The organism is Deltaproteobacteria bacterium, from assembly GCA_016709225.1.
Taxonomy (GTDB): domain Bacteria; phylum Myxococcota_A; class Polyangia; order Nannocystales; family Nannocystaceae; genus Xiheibacterium; species Xiheibacterium phototrophicum.
The window spans coordinates 1,762,725-1,780,058 of record JADJEE010000002.1 but is presented as its reverse complement, the minus strand read 5'-3'; the positions used below and the strand labels follow the sequence as shown (position 1 = coordinate 1,780,058).

The following is a 17,334-nucleotide window of genomic DNA, read 5'->3' as shown; positions in this document are numbered from 1 at the left end:
GGGGGTCGAAGCGAGCCCACCGGCCGCCGACCCGGAGCCCCACCATGAACCGACGCATCCTTGCCTTCGCGATCCTCTCGACCCTCGCCGCCTGCGACGCCGCCAGCGACGACGCGACCGCGCTTCGCGAGAAGTTCGCGGCCGAGATCGAGAGCTCGTCCGTCGCGTTGACCGACGCAATCGCGACCGCCGAGGCGGCCAGCGGCGGCGTCGCCGTCGAGGCCAAGCTCGAGCTCGAGCACGGCGCGTTCGTCTATCGCGTCGAGGTGGTCGCCGACGCCGGCCAGCGTCGTATCGAGATCTCGAGCGACAGCGGCGAGATCGTCCGCGATCGCGCGTCGAGCTCTGGCAACGCCGACGAGGCCGCCGCCAACGCCGAGCTCGCGACGGGGGCCGACTGGGCCGCGCTCGCGGCCGCGGCCGAGGCCCACGTCGGCGGCGAGGTCTTCGAGCTCGAGGCCGACGACGGTGTGTTCGAGGCCAAGGTCATGGTCGACACGACCGTGATGGAGCTCGAGCTGGCCGCCGATGGCACCGTGCTGAAGTCGCAGGAGGACGACGACTTCAGCGGCGAGTCGGAGGACGAGAGCGAGCACGAGAGCGAAGACAGCGACGACGATCACCACGGCGGCAACGACGACGGCACCTGATCGCCGTCCTCGCCCCGACGCCGCGCGCCGTCACTGCCGCGCGGCCGAGAGCTTCAGCGTGCAGGCCACCAGCGCCACGTAGCAGCCCGCACCGATCGCCAGCGTCGCGGGGATGCCCCACGCCATCGAGCTGGTCAGCGCGAGCCCGCTGGCGACCACGCCGCAGGCCCCGTTCAGGCCCCACATCCACGGGCCCAGCGGCGGCTTGTCGCCGCCGCCGATGCGCTCGCACAGCCGCAGGCCCAGCGGGAAGCACAGCCCCATGCCGAGTGCCGCGACCGCGACCAGCGACACGCCGGTGAGCACGCGCACCGGCGTCGCCGAGGCCGACAGCGCGTGCATCACCGGATCGAGCGCGAAGCCGACGACCGCGATGCCGACCGCCGGCAGCAGTGGGAACCACTTCGCGCCGGCACCTGCGCCCAGTCGCACACGCGAGCTGAGCAGGCTGCCCATGCCGGTGAAGAAGATGATGCCGCCCAGCAGCACCGCGAGCGCCAGCGTCGGGTGGCCGAGGAATACGTTGAGCCGCGACAACAGGCCCATCTCGACGAACATGAAGCCGAGCCCGATGAGCGAGAAGTACGCGCACGCGGTCAGCAGATCGCCGCGGCGGTAGCCCGCCAGTGCGCGCCGCCGCCACGCCAGCGGCACCACCACCGCCAGCAACGTGAGCAGCGCGCTGGCGAGCGTCGCGTAGACCAGGGTCTGGGTCGCGTGCAGGTTGCCGAGGAAGCCGAGATCGAGCTCGTCGATCTCCGGCGGCGGTGCGAACCACGTCGCCGGCCGCAGCATGTTGAAGAAGAACGGACGCGCGTCGGTCGGTGCGCTCAGGTCGAGCAGCTGCGTCGCCGACCAACGCTCGAGGGTCGCCGAGTCGGGCAACTCGGCAACCTCGCGCAGCAGCGGGTTGGACGGCAGCTTGCGCGGCGTCAGCATCATGTTGAAGCCGCGGGTGACCGCGACCTTCTGCATGTGATCGAGATCGGCGCCCGTGAACGGCGTCGGCGACATCAGCAGCGTCGCGATGTGCTGGTTCTGCAGCAGGATCACGTGGCCGCGCGGCTTCTCGACGCCGAGCTGCCACAGCGTCTCGTAGGCGAGCGCGAGCATGCGCGCGGTCTCGCCGGGGGAATCGGGCTTGTACCAGCGCGAGACCGTGAAGATGCCGTCTTGCTGCAGCCGGCGCATGAAGATCTTCCAGCCCTCGACGGTGTACAGCCCGTTCTCGCTGAGCGCGTAGGCGCCGGCGCCGGTCGCCGCCCAGGTGTCGATGAGCGACATCGTGATGACGGCGTAGCTGCGTCGATCGCGGGCGAGGAACGAGCGCGCCTCGTCCTCGACCAGCTCGACCCCGGGCAGATCGGCGAGCCCGGAGAACTCGCGCATGACGTTGCGATGCAGCGCGACGATGAGGCCGTTGAGCTCGATGCCGACCACCGGCTCGTGGCCGACGCGGGCGGCCTCCAGCACGTCGCGGCCACCGCCCACGCCGATCACCGCGGCGGGACCACGCGGTCGCATCGCGTGGGCGAAGGCGGTGACGTCCCACGACAGGTACTCGTGCTCGGCGGGCGAGCCGGGCTGGCCGTCGTCGGGGGTGGTGTCGAGGCCGGCCATCGAGGTGCCCGCGGCCCCGTCGATGAGCAACCACCGCTGCGGGATCGCTCGCATCATCTCCGGCGGGATCGTGCGACCGGCGGCCCAGAACGTCGGCGGGAACTCGACCTGCTGATCCACCGTGACGCGCGAGTAGGTGTTCCAGCCGATGAACGAGTAGCGCGACGGCACCTCCGGGAAGCCCTTGATCCACTGCGGACGCAGCAGCGCGCCGTCGGCCGCGACGTTGACCACCGCCGACAGTGAGAGCGCGATCGCGGCCAGCCAGCCGGCCCGCTGCAGCTTGGGCGAGACCCCGGCGCCGCGGGCAAAGCCCCAGCCCGCCAGCGCGGCCACGGCTGCGGCGACGAACACGGCGCTCGGCGCATCGATCCACGCCAGCAACGGCACCACCGCCGCGCAACCGAACGCGGCGCCGCACAGATCGACGCCGTAGACCACGCCCTCGGGCAGGCCCGCGCGGGTGAGCGCCAGCGTGAGCACGACGCCACCGACCGCGAACGGCAACGCCAGCAGGCAGCCGTACGAGAGCATCGCGACGAAGCCGGCGAGGTCGGCGATCGGTGACAGCGCGATCGACAGCGCCAGGCGCATCGCCAGCGGCATCGCCAGCGAGAAGCCGATCGAGGCCTGGGCCATGCGCTCGCCGACCCGCTCGTCGGGGAACCACTGCGGGCGCATGAAGACGAGCACCGCGCCCGCAGTCATGCCCAGCATCGCCAGCGAGATGACGAAGAACGCCAGGTGGTACCAGGCCACCACCGAGGTGATGCGGGTCAGCAGGATCTCGAGCACCAGCGTGGCGGCGGCCACGAGGAACACGGCGACGTAGGTGTGGCGGCGCGACATCGTGATGTGGCTACGGTGCGCGCGACGTCGAGGGGCCGGTCGCGGGCGGCGCCAGCATACGTCAGCGGCCGCAGGGCTGGCCACGTGGTCGGCCCTTCGAACCGCCGAACCGGTCGACGACCGTGATCCCGCGCGGGAGCGCGCCGCACGAAGGGCACGAGCGGGTGATTGTGCTTGCCCTCGCGCCGCCCCAAGCCCGAGCATGGTGATGGGGCATGGCGATCGTGGGCGACATGTGGCGGAGACTGATGGCGCTCGCGCTGGCGACCTCTGCGTGCGCCGGGGGCCTCGGCAGCGAGGGCAGCGGGGGCGCGTCGATCACCTTCGGCCCGATCACGTTCGGTGACGGCAGCGGCAGCGACAGCAGTGGCGGCGGCAGCGATGGCACCGTGAGCAACACCGGTAACGTCAGCATCACGACCAGCGATGTCACCACCGACACCGCGGGCACCAGTGGCGGCGACGACAGCAGCGACTCGGACACCGACACCGGGGTCCCGCCGGGTTGTGGCGATGGCGTCGTCGATCCCGGTGAGGAGTGCGATCTCGGCCCGGCCAACGCCGACTACGGGCCGTGCAAGAGCGACTGCACCAACGCGTACTGCGGCGACGGCATCCCCGGTCCCGGTGAGGCCTGCGACGACGCGAACATGATCAACGACGACGCGTGCACCAACACGTGCATGCTGACCAGCTGTGGCGACGGCCTGGTCACCGGCGGCGAGCTCTGCGACGACGGCAACACCAACGACGACGATGCCTGCCCCTCGAACTGCCAGCCCGCCAGCTGCGGCGACGGCTTCGTGCAGGCGGGCGTCGAGCAGTGTGACGAGGGCGCCGCGACCGGGACCTGTGACGGCGACTGTACGCTCGTGAGCTGCGGTGACGGCACGCCCAACGGCAACGCCGGCGAGCAGTGCGACGACGGCAACGGCAACGACGGCGACGACTGTCCTGGGAACTGTCACGTCGCGGCCTGCGGCGACGGCTACCTGCATGCGGGCGTCGAGCAGTGCGACGACGGCAACGTCGCGTCGGGCGACGGCTGCTCGGGGAGCTGCGCCGCGGAGTTCCCCAACGTCTGCGACGGCGGCGTGGATCCGGGCAGCGGCGCCGCGTGGGTGGTCTGCGCGGCGGATGCGAACAGCGCGTGGATCTCGGCCAACAGCGCGGGGAACTACCACCCGGTGCAGATCTGCCAGAGCCTCGGCTACGACAACGTCGGCCAGTGGGGTGGCACGTGCGGCAACGTTTGCGGCTACTGCGAGGGTCCGACCTCGTGCGGCGCGACCGGTCAGCAGTACTTCGACAACGGTGCGTGGGGTGGCGTCGGCAACTGCGGTGCCGATGGCATCGGGCAGATCCTCTGCATCACCGTGATGTGGACCTGCGTGTAGTCCCCCCCTTGTGTGGTGCCGCGCGGGCAAGCACGCGCACGCGTTCGGCATCCTCGGGCCCGCGTCGCGTCTGAGCGAGGGGAATCGCGGGCGACGCTCGGTCGCACGCGTTGACCGGCTTCCATCGGCCGCTCTACGCTGCTCGGCTCTGGAGGTCTTCGACATGAACCTACGACTCGATCTCGTGTTCACCCTCGCGCTCGTGGTCGGCTGCGGACCCGGCGAGTCGAACGATGGCGGCAGCAGCGGCAGCGACTCCTCGGGCAGCACCGGCGCCTCGGCGACGATGACCGGCTCGACGGTTTCGGCCACGACCGACACCACCACCGCGAGCACCAGCGCCAGCACGACCGACACCACCGGCATGATGACGAGCTCGCAGGACACCGGCTCGTCGGAGACCACGGCGGCGGACTCGGGCTCGACCGGGCAGGCCGACAGCGGCGGCTCGAGCAGCGGCGGCGGCTCGAGCAGCGGCGGCGCCGAGGGCCTCTACGGCATGTGCGACCAGAACGAGCCCCAGTGCCCCGGCGACCAGCTCTGCGCCGAACTCATGATGGGCAACCTCAACTTCTGCACCGTGCCGTGCATGAACGACGACGAGTGCCCGGCGCCCACCAGCGGCGATGCGGTGGCCACGTGCGGCGGCCCGCCGATGGGCGACACCCGCTGCGAGCTCGACTGCACCGGTGGCGCCACGTGCCCCGACGGCATGATGTGCCAGATGTTCGGTGGCGGGAACTTCGGCCTCTGCGTCTGGCAGGCGTGATGCGATCGCGGCGCGGGTGAACCAGTGTCATTCGCTGGTACGATCGCGCCGCCCTCGCGATGTACAAGCCGCCCGAACGCATCAAGCACGTCCACCCCGACGGCGGCTGGCCCACCGCCGGGGTCGCCGCGACCTCGCGATGGTTCTCGCCGGTCGAGATCGGCGCGCTGACGCTGCGCACGCGGACGTGGGTTCCGGCGATGGTGCCGTGGCGCGCCAGTGACGAGGGCTTCGTGACGCCCGAAGTGTTGTCGTGGTACGGCCGCTTCGCGCAGGGGCGGCCCGGTGCGATCGTGGTCGAGGCCACCGGCATCCGCGATGTCCCCAGCGGTCCGCTGCTGCGCATCGGCCACGATCGCTTCGTGCCCGGCCTGCGATCGCTGGTCGAGACCGTGCGCCGCGAGAGCGACGGGCACACGCGCTTGTTCGTGCAGCTGATCGACTTCCTGACCATCCGTCGTCGCCCCGAGCCGGCGACCTACTTCCGACGTCACCTCGTGCTCGGGGATCACCACCGTCGCGCGGTGCCCCAGGCGCAAGGCGACGCGGCCGTGCGCGAGGCGTTGCTCGCGATGCCCGACGACGAGCTCGCGTCGGTACTGACGGCCCGCGAGCTCGAGTCGCTACGCATGGGCTTCCGCGAGCGCGTCACGGACCTGCACCTGCCGCACATCCGCGCGCTGCCGCAGCAGCTGCCCCTCGACTTCGCGGCCGCGGCCGTGCGCGCGCAGGCGGCCGGCTTCGACGGCGTCGAGCTGCACTACGCCCACGCGTACACCATGGCCTCGCTGCTCTCGCGGCGAAACGATCGCGACGATGGCCACGGCGGCTCGCGCGAGGGCCGATTGCGGGCCCCGCTCGAGGTCTTCGCCGCGGTGCGGACCGCGACTGCGCCGTCGTTCGCGGTCGGCTGTCGCTTCCTCGCCGACGAGTGCATCGAGGGCGGCAGCGACGTCGACGATGCGACCGCCTACGCGCTGGCGTTCGCGCGCGCGGGCATGGACTTCCTGTCGCTCTCCCGCGGTGGCAAGTTCGAGGACGCGCAGCAACCCAAGCCCGGCGCCGCCGCGTATCCGTACACCGGCCGCAGCGGCTACGAGTGCATGCCGACGGTGTTGTCCGACGCCCAGGGTCCGTTCGGTCGCAACCTCGCAGCCGCCGCGACCATCAAGGCCGCGCTGGTGGCCGCGGGCGAGCGCGTGCCGCTGGTGGTCACCGGCGGCATCTGCAGCTTCGCGCAGGCCGAGTCGATCCTCGCGGCCGGCCACGCCGATGTCGTCGGTGCCGCGCGGCAATCCCTGGCCGACCCGGACTGGTTCCTCAAGGTGGAGCTCGGTCGCGGCGATGCCGTGCGCCGCTGCAAGTTCACCAACTACTGCGAGGCGCTCGACCAGCAGCACAAGCCGGTTACCTGCCAGCTGTGGGATCGCTCGTCGCAGGACGACGGCCCCGACGTGCCGATGACCGCCGATGGTCGTCGGCGGCTCATCGCCCCGCGCTGGCAGCGGTAGCCATCGCGCGCGTGTTGGGTCAGCGACGTCGACGTCGACGTCGCGCGAGCAGGGCGAGGCCGAGCACCGCCCAGGCGGGCGACTCGCCGTCGTCGCGCAGCTGGCAGCCGCAGCCGCGGCCCAGCAGGCCGCCGCCGTCGAGGCTCGGATCGCCATCGGTGTCGCCGTCCGTTTCGCCGTCGGTATCGGTGTCGCCGCCACTGGGATCGGTGGTGCCGCCGCTGGGGTCGGTGGTGCCGCCTTCGATCACGCACGCGCTGCTGCAGCCGTCGCCGTCGACGAGGTTGGCGTCGTCGCACTGCTCGCCGGCATCGAGCAGGCCGTCGCCACAGCTGATGAGCGGGGGCTCGCCGACCGAGACCACGCACAACGCGTCGAGGTTCCAGCCGCCGAACTGGAGCCCACCGTCGGCTGCGAGGTCGAACTCGAGATCGATGATGCCGTCGGCCGCGGCCGCGCTGAGATCGAGGTCGTGGAAGCGCCACTCGCGATCGACGTGGTGCAGCGTGGCGAGGAAATCCTCCGACGAGGCGTGGTTCTGCCAGATGTCGGTGCCGTCGACCTTGATGCTCGCGCGGTCGAAGAAGCCATCCTCGACCGTCAACCATCGCCAGTACTGCAGGCGCACGTTGGTCGCGCCCAAGGTCGCGATCTTCGGCGCGAGCGCGGCCGAGAACGACGATGGCAGGTAGAGCCCGGACGCGTTGACGTTGGTGCCGGCGATGACGTCGTCACCGTCGAAGCTGCTGACCGGGTCGCGGTTGCCCGCGTTGCCGGCGGGGTTGCCCACGTTCCAGTCACCGAGGAAGCTCCACTGGCCGGAGATGTCGGTGAAGCCGGTGCAGTACAGCGGCGTGACCTCGCCGACCCACGCCTGGTAGAACGGATCAGCGGCGTTGTCTGGCAGCGTCCGCTCCGCGCCGTTGTCGTAGTTCATGCGGACCTGGTACTCGAGGTGCGAGTTCGCGGGGATGTTCGAGATCGTCGTGCTCCACGCCCCCGAGGCTCCGTCGAGCTGCACGCCGCCGCCCTCGCCGGTGGTGACGTTGTTCCACTCGAGCGTGGGCGTCGCGGACACCGGGCACTGGGGGAAGTTGGGCAGCGCCGCCTGCACCGTGATGGTGAGGCTATCGGTGCCCGCCTCGGCGACGACCTGCTCGCCGGCCTCGCCGATGCTGAACAGGCCGTGGGGCCCGTAGGCGTCGTTGATCTCGCAGACGTTGGGCGTGCCGTTGGCGAGGTTGCCGTCGTCGTCGTCGACCAACAACGCCTCGACGTACATCGACGGGATGTCGACCGCGCGCCGGGTCGACTCGTACCAGATGCGATCGGTCGCGAAGACCCCTGCGCTCTGGCCGTACTTGGCGATCATCGCCTTGCGGAGGTCCCACAGCGCGCCCGCGATGATGCGACCTTCGTCGTGGACCTCGCCGCGATCCTCGGGCCAGCGGAACTCGTAGCCCTGCGGGTCGGCGTCGCGCAGCGGCGTGTCGTCGTAGAAGAAACCACGGGCCATCGGCGACTCGCCCACGATCGTCATCGCGAGGTAGTCCGAGATGCCCTCCGACAGCGCAGTGTCGAAGAACCCGACCCCGGGGATCAGCGATTGCTGGTGCACCGAGTGACCGAACTCGTGGTACATCACATCGGCGATGCGCCCGGTGTTCTCGCACGAGTCGCTCGCGAGATAGAAGTACACCGAGTCGCCGTCCGACATCGCGTTGCACTGGTCGTTGACGTTGACGTGGGCCTGCAGCTGGTTGTCCAGCCACGCCAGTCCCGGCGCGATGCCGCGAACGTAGGCCTTGACCAGCGACAGGTGCACGAACGCGGTGAGCTGGGCGTCGAGCTCGGAGTCGTCGCCGGCGGCCCACACCCAGCCGCTGCCCGGCGAGGCCTGGAACTGCTGGCTCGCGACCGCGCCGGCCTCGTTCACGATGCGCACGAACGGGCCGACCGGCGCGTTGGAGCCGGCGAAGCCGGCGGTCTGGTACTGGTACACCCCGACCGCATCCGTCTGCAGATCGACGCCGTCGAGCTGCAGATCGACGAACGCCGCGCCGTAGTCGGCCGGGGCGGTCTGCGGTGAGCGGACCGGCACGCGGTAGACCAAGCCCGCGGTCTCGAACACGAGGTCCTGCTTGCGCGCGACCGGCTCGCCGCTGGTCGCGTCGGTGAACACGGTCCAGCGACTGCGCGGCGACTCGACCTCGATCGTGACCGGCACGACCTCGCGGTACTCGAATCCGCCGCCCGTGCGTGGGACCGGCAGGATCTCGATCGGCGCGGTCGAGGCCACGACATGCTTGCCGCCATCGACGTCGCCACGGACCCAGTCGCGGGCGCGCGTGCCTGCGAGCGCGGCGGCGGCGGTCGTCGAACGCGTCGCGACCTCGACGTCGGGCAACGCGTCGGAGCCGATCATCACCAAGCGGTCGTGGGCGTAGCGGAACTGGATGGTGCCGCCGCGCACCGGCACGCCGCGATGGTGCTGGGCGAACGCGATCGATCGCTGGCCGCCGGAGAGGTCATCGGTGACGAGCACGAAGTCGTCGGCGCTCGCGCCCGGGGCCAGCAGGGCCACGTGCCGTCGCAGCAGCGCGCGGGCGTGGGCCTGCGCGATCGTGGGGTCGAGCATCGCGCCCGGCACGTCGATGCCTTCGAGCAGGATGCGGTGCGGCGTGCCGGCGTGCTGGTCCCAGGCGATCCACGCCGGTCCCAGCTCGCGTCGCAGCGCGTCGACGCGGCGCGCGGGTGCAGCCGAGGGATCGGCGCGCCACTGCACGTCGCGATCGCGGGCCACCGCGCGGCCATCGGGCGCGCGCAGGACCTGGCCCGCGTGCAGCGTCGCGGCGCGATCGGCCGCCGCTGCAACAGTCGGGACGACGAGGGGGACGAGCGCGAGCGCGGAGAGCAGCCGGATCACAAAACGACGATAACCCACATCCATCGCCGCCGCATCGCGCCTGGGACGCGCGCCGCCGACGCCGGTGCGTGCGCGACGGAGCCGTGCGATCCATGCCGTCGCCATGTTCGACCCGCTGCCCGCCGACGCCGACGATCTCGCCCGCGCCCGACGACACGCCGAGGTGCGCGCGACGATCGAGGCCCTGCTGGACGGCGAGGACGACTGGGTGGCGGCGATGGCGACGGTCGTGTGCGAGCTCCACCACGCCTTCGCGCATCACCACTGGACCGGCTTCTACCGCGTGATCGCACCCGAGCTGCTCGCGGTGGGGCCGTATCAAGGGGGCCACGGCTGCCTGCGCATTCCGTTCTCCCGTGGGGTCTGTGGCGCCGTGGCGCGGACCCGCGCCACCGCGCTGGTCGCCGACGTCGAGGCCTTCGCCGATCACATCGCGTGCTCGTCGACCACGCGATCGGAGCTCGTGGTGCCGGTGCTCGGCCGCGACGGTGCGTGCATCGCCGTGCTCGATCTCGACTCCGATCTGCCCGCGGCGTTCCGCGAGGTCGACAGCGCCGCACTCGAGTCGCTGTGCGCGATGCTCGGGCAGCGGTTCGGGTGAGCGCTGCGCCTCAGCCGTCGAGCGGATCGCAGGCGAGACCGCTCGGCGAGGTGTCCTCGCAGGCGTTGGCGCCGTCGTCGAACGCGGGCTCGGGCATCGTCATCATCGCGATCGCACCCTCGAGCTCGAAGCCGGTCTCGGCGCACTGCGGGCCGCCGAAGCCATCGGGCACGTCGCACGCGGGCGCCTCTTGGGCCACCGACATCGCATGGGTCGCGGCCGAGGCGATGCCGCTGGGCTCGCCGGCATCGAGGGCGATCCACCGCGACGGTAGGCCGAGCCCGAGCACCAGCGAAGCCGCCAGCGCGAGGCCGGCACTCGGTTGCGCCGGCTTGCGCCGCGGCTGCAGCCGCACCGGCTCGGGCGTGGTCGCGACCCCGCCGGCGGCTTCGGTCATGGCGACCTCGAGCCAGGCGTGCTGGCGCAGTCGCTCGGCACACAGCGCGCACGCCATCACGTGGGCCTCGAGCGGCAGCGCGTCGGCATCGGCCATCGCGCCTTGCACGTAGGCCACCAGGCTCGACTCGTCGGGGTGACGCTCAGTCATCGCTCGGCCCCCCGAGGACGCCGCGGATCCGCTTGCGCAGCTCGCAGGTGATCTGGCGGACGCGCTGCAGCGAGATGCCGATCTCCTCGGCGACCTCGCCGGCGCTCTTCTGCGGATCGCCGTAGGACAGCTCGAACACCCGGCGCGCCGTCGGCGACGCAGCCTCGACCACCTTCGCGACCTTGCGTAGCTGCGCCCGCGCGAGCAGCTGGTGCTCGACGTCGGGCGGCTCGCCATGCATGCCCCAGTCGCCGGCGATGCGGGTCTCGACGTTGGCGCGGCGCATCGCGATGCGCTGGGCGTCGCGGGCGAGGAAGAGCGCCTGCATGATCACGATGCCGGGGATCTTGAGCTCGGGCAGGCGGCCGGCGCGGTGCTGCTGGATGATCCGAACCCACGCGTCGTCGGCGAGGTCCTTGGCGCGCTCGAGCGGGAGCCCGCGGGCGAGCAGCGCGACCACCACGCGACGGCCGTGCTGCTCGATGAGCCGATCCCACGGCACGCTGGCGGGGCTCGACTCGGCGGCGGCGCGCTCGAGCGCGCCTTCGGCGAGGTCGGCGAGCCAGGGGACGGCGTCGAGGGTGCGGGCAGTCATCGAGCGGCGTGCGACGGGGACAACGTCGCGTCGCGGCGAAGCATATCGTCGGGTACCGGGCCGTGGCCAACCCCCAATCCGACCATGCCCGCCACGGCAGCGCGCGAGGCCGCGCCGGGACCTCGGCCGCCGGCAGGTGGTCGGTCGGCGCGGGGCGCGGCCGTCAGCCGTCGAGCATCGCGAGACGCCGCTTCGCGAGCGCGTGGCCGAGTCGCTCGGCCTTCTCGTACTGCGCCTTGGCGTCGGCGCGTCGACCCAGCTTGAAGTACGCGTCACCGAGCGCGATGCGATTGCGCGCGCTGCCAGGTGCGGCCGCCACTGCGCGCTTGCCCCATCGCACCGCCTGGGTGAAGTCGGCGCGATCGAAGGCGAGGCGCGTCAGCGCTTCGAGGGCCTGCAGGTTGTCGGGGTCGAGCTCGGCGACCTCCTTGAACGCGTGCGCCGCCTCGGCGCGGCGGCCTGCGCGTCGCGCCGAGGCCGCGCCGGCGAGCAACTCGGCGATCCGCTTCGGGGTGCCGGGCTCGACCGTCGCGTCGACGGGCTCGTCGGCATCGGCGAGCGCGACCGCATCGTCGATCGCGTCGTCGAGCGGAACGATCGGTGCGGCGCCGTCGGTCGCGACGTGATCGCCATCGTCGGTCGCGACGTGATCGCCATCGTCGGTCGCGCTCGGCTCGCGCGCAGCGATTGGACTCGCGCCGACCTCCGCGTCGTCGCGGGGCGTGGATACGACCGGCGGCTGGGGTCGCGACGTCGGTGACACCGATGCCGTGCCGGCGGCCGTGGCGGTGCGTGCGTCGGACACGGCCGCGAGCGCGGACGACTCACCGTGGGTCGCGCCGTCAGGGGTGCGCGCGACCGACCACGAGGTCGCGAGCACACCCAACAGCAGCAGCGCCGCGGCGCCGATGCGCACGTCGGTGCGCTGCCACCATGGCGATCGCGGCGCGAGGGCGCCGGGGGGCGCTGCGATGACGCGATCGGTGGCCGGTGCCGCGCGTGTGGGCGCCGCGGCCAGCCCCGGATCGGGCGGTGCGCCGAGCACCTCGTCGCCGGCCTCGCGCGCCGCCGTGGTGGCCACCGGCGGCGGTGCAGGCTCGGGTGGTGCAGGCTCGGGTGGTGCGGGCTCCGGCGGCGCGATCGCGGTCGCGGGCTTGGGCGGCGCGATCGTGGTCGCGAGCTTGGGCGGAGCCGGCGTGGTCGCGAGCTTGGGCGGAGCCGGCGTGGTCGCGGTCGCGGGCGGCGCGATCGCGGTCGCGAGCTTGGGCGGAGCCGGCGTGGTCGCGGTCGCGGGCGGCGAGATCGTGGTCGCGAGCTTGGGCGGAGCCGGCGTGGTCGCGAGCTTGGGCGGAGCCGGCGTGGTCGCGAGCTTGGGCGGAGCCGGCGTGGTCGCGGGCTTGGGCGGTACGATGCGCGTTGGCGCGGGCGGTACGACCGCTGCGATCGTCGCGGGCTTCGCCGGTGCGTCGGCGGGCTTGCCCGCGGCGGGCAACGGCGGCAGCGCCTCGAGCACGGCCGCCATCGAGGCGGGACGATCCTCGGGGTCCTTTGCGAGACATCGATCGAGCAGCTTCGCGAAGGCGCGATCGATCGCGAGATCCGGACGCCGCGACAGCCGCGGCGGATCCTCGATCGCGTGGCGTCGTCGCAGGCGCACCGCGTCGTCGTCGACCAGCGGCGGTTCGCCGGTCGCGAGCAGGTAGCCCAGGCATCCGAAGGCGTAGATGTCGTCGGAGGCCGAGGGCGGCAGGCCGAGCACACGCTCCGGTGTGATCGGATCGAGCCGCAGCTCGGCCGCGGGCGAGTCCTGCCGCAGCAACATGCCGAGCCCGAAGTCGAGCACGCGCACCTCGTCGTCGCGCCCGACCAGCACCGCCGCCGGCGAGAGCGCTCGATGCAGCACGCCGCCGGCGTGCGCGGCCGTCAACGCGCGCGCGATGCCGTGCAGGATTGCGAGCATGCGCGCGGCGCTCGGGCGCGCGCGCGCGACCAGGCAGTGCAGCGGCTCACCCTCGAAGCCGTCGCAGCGCAGCACCAGGCGCCCCTGCGCATCGATCGTGATCTCGCGCAGCGCCAACAGCCCCTCGCCGACGGTCGCGGCGAGTCGTCGCTGCAGGGCCGCGAGCTGCTCGAGCTCCTTCGCACCGGGCCGCAGCGACGGCGCGAGCACGGTCTCGATCGTGCCGACCTTCGGGAACACGTCGCCAAATGGGTGCGCCCAGGCGCCCGCGATCGCTGCACCCGTAGCCGCGCTCCGCTGCACCGCATCCGCATCGTCCACCGTCGCTCGATGATGGCAGATCCGCGCCGAACGATCATCGCCCGCGCACTCGCTTTCCACGGTCGCGGTGTGTCGAGCACACTCGCCGACATGGCTTACACGCGTCGAGCACTGCGGCACCGATCGCGACGACGCCGACGCATCCGCGGTGGCGCCGATCCACGAAGCGGGTGGGAGCCGTCGGCACCGCGACGCACGAAGGTGGCTCCAAGCCCACGCAGTCCGCCCCTACAGCGGCTTTCACGAAGGTTTCGCTGGCGGCACGCGCGATCGCGGCCTACGATCGAAGACGATGGCGCTGCTCGCCTGGGTGCTGACGCTGGTGCAGGCCGCGGGTCCGACCGACCCCGCTGCTGCGCCCGGGGATGCGCTCGCGATCGAGCCGGTCGGCGCCGACGCAGACGCCAGCGCGCGGCTGGTGACCCAGTTCGAGGAGGCGCTGCACGCCGCGCTCGCAAAGGAGCACGCGCTGCAGGCGTGCACGGGCTCGCCCTGCGAGGAGGCCGCCGCCGACGTGCCGCGGGTGCGCGTGACGCTGCACGAGCGCGAGCGCGACTACGCGGTCGAGATCGTCGTGCGCGATGCCGAGGGGAACACGCGGGCACAGGAGGAGGTCCGCTGCGAGGTGTGCACGCCCAAGGAGGCGGCGCAGCACGCCAGCGAGCGTGTCACCGCGATGCTGCGTCGCCCGGCCGCGGTCGAGCGCGCGAGCCTCATCGTGATGAGCAAGCCGAGCGGCGCAGAGGTCTACCTCGACGGCCGTCGCGTCGGCGTGACGCCGATGGAGGTCGAGGCCGAGCCTGGCCCCCACTCGGTGCAGCTGCGCAAGCAGGGCCACCGCACCCGTGGTCGCGAGATCGAGCTCGTGGCCGGCGAGCACGAGACCCTGCGGCTCGAGCTCGGTCACGATCGTCGCGCGGCGGGCATGCGCATCGCGGGCTGGTCGCTGCTCGGCGTGGGTGCCGGTGCCGTGATCGGTGGCATTGCGATGCTCGCGGTCGACGAGAATCCGGTGAAGCGCGATTGCTCGGGCGCCAACGTCGATCGCTTCGGCAACTGCGCCTTCCGCTGGAACACCGCGGCCGGTGGCGCGTCGCTGCTCGTCACGGGCCTCGCGGCGGTCGGCAGTGGCGTCGCGTTGGTGGTGATCGGTACCCGTCGCGGCCGCATCGAGCTGCGCGGTAGTCCGACCCGCGCGAGCCTGACGGTGCGGTTCTAGTCGGGGCCCTGGGTAGCGCTTCGCGCCGCTCAGCCGTCGAAGCGGCGCACGGCCTCGCGCTTGTCCTCGACCGGCGCGGTGCCCTTGCGGATGCGCACCGTGGTACCGCGGTGGGTCTCGCCCTCGAACGCGTGCAGCCAGCCGGCGCGCGCATGGGGGGCGGTCATCTCGTAGACGTGCCGCGCGTCGCGGGGCGAGAGGTTCACGCAGCCGTGGCTGATGCGATGCCCGAAGCGGTAGTGCCAGAACGCGCCGTGCAGGGCGAAGTTGCCCGAGAAGTACTGCACGAAGGGCACCGCCTCGACGTTGTAGCTCTCGTCGGCGTCGGGGCGCGATTGCATCTGTCCGATCGCCTGCTTCATCCAGATGCGGAACAGGCCCTTGGGGGTCGGGCCCTTGAAGCCGGTCGACACCAGGGTCGCGAACAGCGGCGTCTCGCCGCGCAGCACCGTCAGCACCTGCTCCTCGAGCTCGACGTCGATCCACAGCTCGTCATCGGCGATGTCGGCCGGGGCGGCGAGCAGCATCAAGCGGCCGACGTGCTTGTCGTGGACGAAGCCGCCGCCCTCGATCGCGAACCACTCGGGGTCGGGCGTCGGGGTCAGCAGGGTCTCGGCCTGGTAGTCGAGCGAGGTGTGCAGCGGCGCCAGCTCCTCGGGCCGCTGCTGCGCCGGGGTCTCGGGCCATGTCACCGTCCACGCCAACATGACGCCGTCGGGCACGGGCTCGGCGACGAGGTCGCGACCCTGGAAGCGGCTCGGGCGGTAGCGGGTGACCTCGCGCTCGAGCACCACGCGATCGCGGTCGTCGATCAGCACCAGCTCGCCCTTGCTGCGGCGGCGCGACACGAAGGCATAGTCGTGCTCGGGCTCGAGGAGATCGATGTGCGGCTCACCCTCCTGCCACGCGCGTAGGTTCGACCAGCGGTGCGCGACCTGGCCCTGCTTCACCTTGGCGTAGAAGAACGGCGCGAGGTCACCGTCACGCAGCTCCGGCAACATCCGCGGCGTCGCGTCGGTGGCACGGCGCGTCGGCTCGGTGCACACGTAGGCCTGCTCGCCGACGTCGGCCCAGCCCTTGCCGCCGCACTCGGGGCCCTCGACCCACGCGAAGATCTCGAAGGCCTCGCTGATCGGGATGCGTCCGCGGATCGGTGCGTCGTGATCGGGCGCGTCGCGCAGGATCAGCATCTGACGCGCGATGCGGGTCGCGATCGGCTCGCGCGGCGCGGGTGGAGTGCTCGCGGTCGGGCCGGGCGCGGGCGCCTCGTCGAGCGGTCGCACGGCCGCGACCGTGGGGCTGGTGCCGAGATCGTGGGGGTCGGCCTCGACCTGCTGCACGCGTTCGCTGGCCTCGTACTCCACCGCGCTGGCCTCGCGCGTGGCATCGGGGGGAGCATCGCAGGCAACGAACAACAACGCGGCGAGGGGACGGCGCACGGGATTTCCGATCTGGTAGCGCATCTTCGGGGGCGGTGGGCAAGAAACCAGCGCGAACGCACGCCATCGGCGGGCTGCTACGATGCCCCGCGGCCGCCGCATCGGGCGGGCCGCGTCCGCGAGCACCCCGCCATGTCCGATGAACGCCCCGCCGCCGAGCCTGCCCACGTCGTCGTCACCGGGGCCTCGAGCGGTATCGGAGCCGCCCTGGTCCGCGAGTACGCCGGCAGCGGCGCGCGCGTGACCATGGTCGCGCGCCGCGGGGCCCTGCTCGAGCAGCTCGCCGCCGAGCTCGGCGATCGCGTGGCGGTGGTGCTCGCCGATCTGTCGCGGCCCGAGCAGGCGACCGCGTGGCTCGACGGCGCGCAGGCCCGCTTCGGCCCGGTCGACACCCTCATCAACAACGCGGGCGTGCAGATCGTCGCGCGCACCGTCGAGGTCGAGTGCGATGCGATGCGCAGCCTCTTCGAGGTCGATCTGCTGTCCCCGTTGGCGCTGATCCAGCGGGTGCTGCCGGGCATGCTGGCGCGCGATCGCGGCGCGATCGTCAACATCGCTTCGCTCGCGGCGCTGGCTCCGACCCCCGGCATGACCCACTACAGTGCAGCCAAGGCCGGCATCGCGGCGGCGTCGGAATGCCTGCGCGGCGAGCTGCGCGAGACCGGCGTGCGGGTGCTGACGGTCTACCCGGGGCCGGTCGACACCCCGATGGCGCGCGCGGCCTACGACGTCGTGCCGCCGACCACCGCCGTGAAGCTGCTGCCCGAGGGCGTACCGACGGTGCTGGCGCGGCGCATCCGCATGGCGGTCGAGCGTCGACGGGCGCGCATCGTCTACCCGCGGGTGTACGTGCTGGCACGGCACACGCCCGCGCTCACGCGAATGATGATGGACGCGATGACCCCACTACCGCCGTCACGCGCGTAGGCG

At 72.2% G+C, this 17,334-nt stretch carries 13 protein-coding genes; 7 read left to right on the top strand and 6 right to left on the bottom strand.

What is annotated here, in order from left to right:
• The first annotated feature begins 44 nt into the window (after positions 1-44).
• Positions 45-650: a PepSY domain-containing protein gene (locus IPH07_21545; GenBank protein ID MBK6919997.1), complete on the top strand. Its 606-nt coding sequence runs from the start codon at positions 45-47 to the stop codon at positions 648-650.
• Positions 651-680: 30 nt separating this feature from the next.
• Here IPH07_21545 and IPH07_21540 read toward each other — a convergent pair whose 3' ends face one another.
• Positions 681-3,119, bottom strand: coding sequence for a hypothetical protein (locus IPH07_21540; GenBank protein MBK6919996.1), 2,439 nt, complete (start codon positions 3,117-3,119; stop codon positions 681-683).
• Between the two features lie 215 nt (positions 3,120-3,334).
• On the opposite strand from IPH07_21540, the gene IPH07_21535 reads away from it, so the two are divergent.
• The 3 genes from IPH07_21535 to IPH07_21525 all read left to right on the top strand — a co-directional run bounded on the left by IPH07_21535 (position 3,335) and on the right by IPH07_21525 (position 6,796).
• Positions 3,335-4,516, top strand: coding sequence for a DUF4215 domain-containing protein (locus tag IPH07_21535; GenBank protein MBK6919995.1), 1,182 nt, complete (start codon positions 3,335-3,337; stop codon positions 4,514-4,516).
• A gap of 163 nt (positions 4,517-4,679) precedes the next feature.
• A complete protein-coding gene (locus IPH07_21530; GenBank protein MBK6919994.1) occupies positions 4,680-5,285 on the top strand; it encodes a hypothetical protein in 606 nt (201 codons plus the stop codon).
• Positions 5,286-5,344: 59 nt separating this feature from the next.
• Entirely contained in the window at positions 5,345-6,796 is a 1,452-nt protein-coding gene (locus IPH07_21525; GenBank protein ID MBK6919993.1) for an NADH:flavin oxidoreductase, read from the top strand.
• A 19-nt stretch (positions 6,797-6,815) separates the two neighbouring features.
• Here the strand turns inward: IPH07_21525 and IPH07_21520 are convergent, their stop codons facing one another.
• A complete protein-coding gene (locus IPH07_21520) occupies positions 6,816-9,722 on the bottom strand; it encodes a DUF4215 domain-containing protein (protein ID MBK6919992.1) in 2,907 nt (968 codons plus the stop codon).
• Positions 9,723-9,825: 103 nt separating this feature from the next.
• On the opposite strand from IPH07_21520, the gene IPH07_21515 reads away from it, so the two are divergent.
• Positions 9,826-10,323 carry a GAF domain-containing protein gene (locus IPH07_21515; protein MBK6919991.1) on the top strand — a complete coding sequence of 166 codons (498 nt, stop codon included), beginning with the start codon at positions 9,826-9,828 and terminating at the stop codon, positions 10,321-10,323.
• Positions 10,324-10,333: 10 nt separating this feature from the next.
• Here the strand turns inward: IPH07_21515 and IPH07_21510 are convergent, their stop codons facing one another.
• The 3 genes from IPH07_21510 to IPH07_21500 form a co-directional block, all read right to left on the bottom strand.
• Entirely contained in the window at positions 10,334-10,870 is a 537-nt protein-coding gene (locus IPH07_21510) for a hypothetical protein (protein MBK6919990.1), read from the bottom strand.
• Positions 10,863-11,465 carry a sigma-70 family RNA polymerase sigma factor gene (locus IPH07_21505; GenBank protein MBK6919989.1) on the bottom strand — a complete coding sequence of 201 codons (603 nt, stop codon included), beginning with the start codon at positions 11,463-11,465 and terminating at the stop codon, positions 10,863-10,865. Before IPH07_21505 ends, IPH07_21510 begins: the two co-directional genes overlap by 8 nt.
• Positions 11,466-11,628: 163 nt before the next feature.
• The gene (locus tag IPH07_21500; protein ID MBK6919988.1) at positions 11,629-13,746 is read right to left on the bottom strand and encodes a protein kinase; all 2,118 of its coding nucleotides are present in this window, start codon (positions 13,744-13,746) and stop codon (positions 11,629-11,631) included.
• A gap of 292 nt (positions 13,747-14,038) precedes the next feature.
• Between IPH07_21500 and IPH07_21495 the strand changes: the two genes are divergently transcribed.
• On the top strand, positions 14,039-14,965 hold the full coding sequence (locus IPH07_21495) for a PEGA domain-containing protein (GenBank protein MBK6919987.1): 927 nt from the start codon (positions 14,039-14,041) through the stop codon (positions 14,963-14,965).
• 29 nt (positions 14,966-14,994) lie between these two features.
• On the opposite strand, the gene IPH07_21490 is transcribed toward IPH07_21495, so the two are convergent.
• Positions 14,995-16,404: a L,D-transpeptidase family protein gene (locus tag IPH07_21490; GenBank protein MBK6919986.1), complete on the bottom strand. Its 1,410-nt coding sequence runs from the start codon at positions 16,402-16,404 to the stop codon at positions 14,995-14,997.
• Positions 16,405-16,536: 132 nt separating this feature from the next.
• Between IPH07_21490 and IPH07_21485 the strand changes: the two genes are divergently transcribed.
• Complete coding sequence (locus IPH07_21485; GenBank protein MBK6919985.1) at positions 16,537-17,331, top strand: SDR family NAD(P)-dependent oxidoreductase; 795 nt, start codon at positions 16,537-16,539, stop codon at positions 17,329-17,331.
• The last annotated feature ends 3 nt before the right edge of the window (positions 17,332-17,334 follow it).

What these genes read in the sequence shown, in the direction of transcription:
- IPH07_21545 (MBK6919997.1), top strand. Translation starts at nt 45, where the DNA reads ATGAACCGACGCATCCTTGCCTTCGCGATCCTCTCGACCCTCGCCGCC.
- IPH07_21540 (MBK6919996.1), bottom strand. Translation starts at nt 3,119, where the DNA reads ATGTCGCGCCGCCACACCTACGTCGCCGTGTTCCTCGTGGCCGCCGCC.
- IPH07_21535 (MBK6919995.1), top strand. Translation starts at nt 3,335, where the DNA reads ATGGCGATCGTGGGCGACATGTGGCGGAGACTGATGGCGCTCGCGCTG.
- IPH07_21530 (MBK6919994.1), top strand. Translation starts at nt 4,680, where the DNA reads ATGAACCTACGACTCGATCTCGTGTTCACCCTCGCGCTCGTGGTCGGC.
- IPH07_21525 (MBK6919993.1), top strand. Translation starts at nt 5,345, where the DNA reads ATGTACAAGCCGCCCGAACGCATCAAGCACGTCCACCCCGACGGCGGC.
- IPH07_21515 (MBK6919991.1), top strand. Translation starts at nt 9,826, where the DNA reads ATGTTCGACCCGCTGCCCGCCGACGCCGACGATCTCGCCCGCGCCCGA.
- IPH07_21510 (MBK6919990.1), bottom strand. Translation starts at nt 10,870, where the DNA reads ATGACTGAGCGTCACCCCGACGAGTCGAGCCTGGTGGCCTACGTGCAA.
- IPH07_21505 (MBK6919989.1), bottom strand. Translation starts at nt 11,465, where the DNA reads ATGACTGCCCGCACCCTCGACGCCGTCCCCTGGCTCGCCGACCTCGCC.
- IPH07_21495 (MBK6919987.1), top strand. Translation starts at nt 14,039, where the DNA reads ATGGCGCTGCTCGCCTGGGTGCTGACGCTGGTGCAGGCCGCGGGTCCG.
- IPH07_21485 (MBK6919985.1), top strand. Translation starts at nt 16,537, where the DNA reads ATGTCCGATGAACGCCCCGCCGCCGAGCCTGCCCACGTCGTCGTCACC.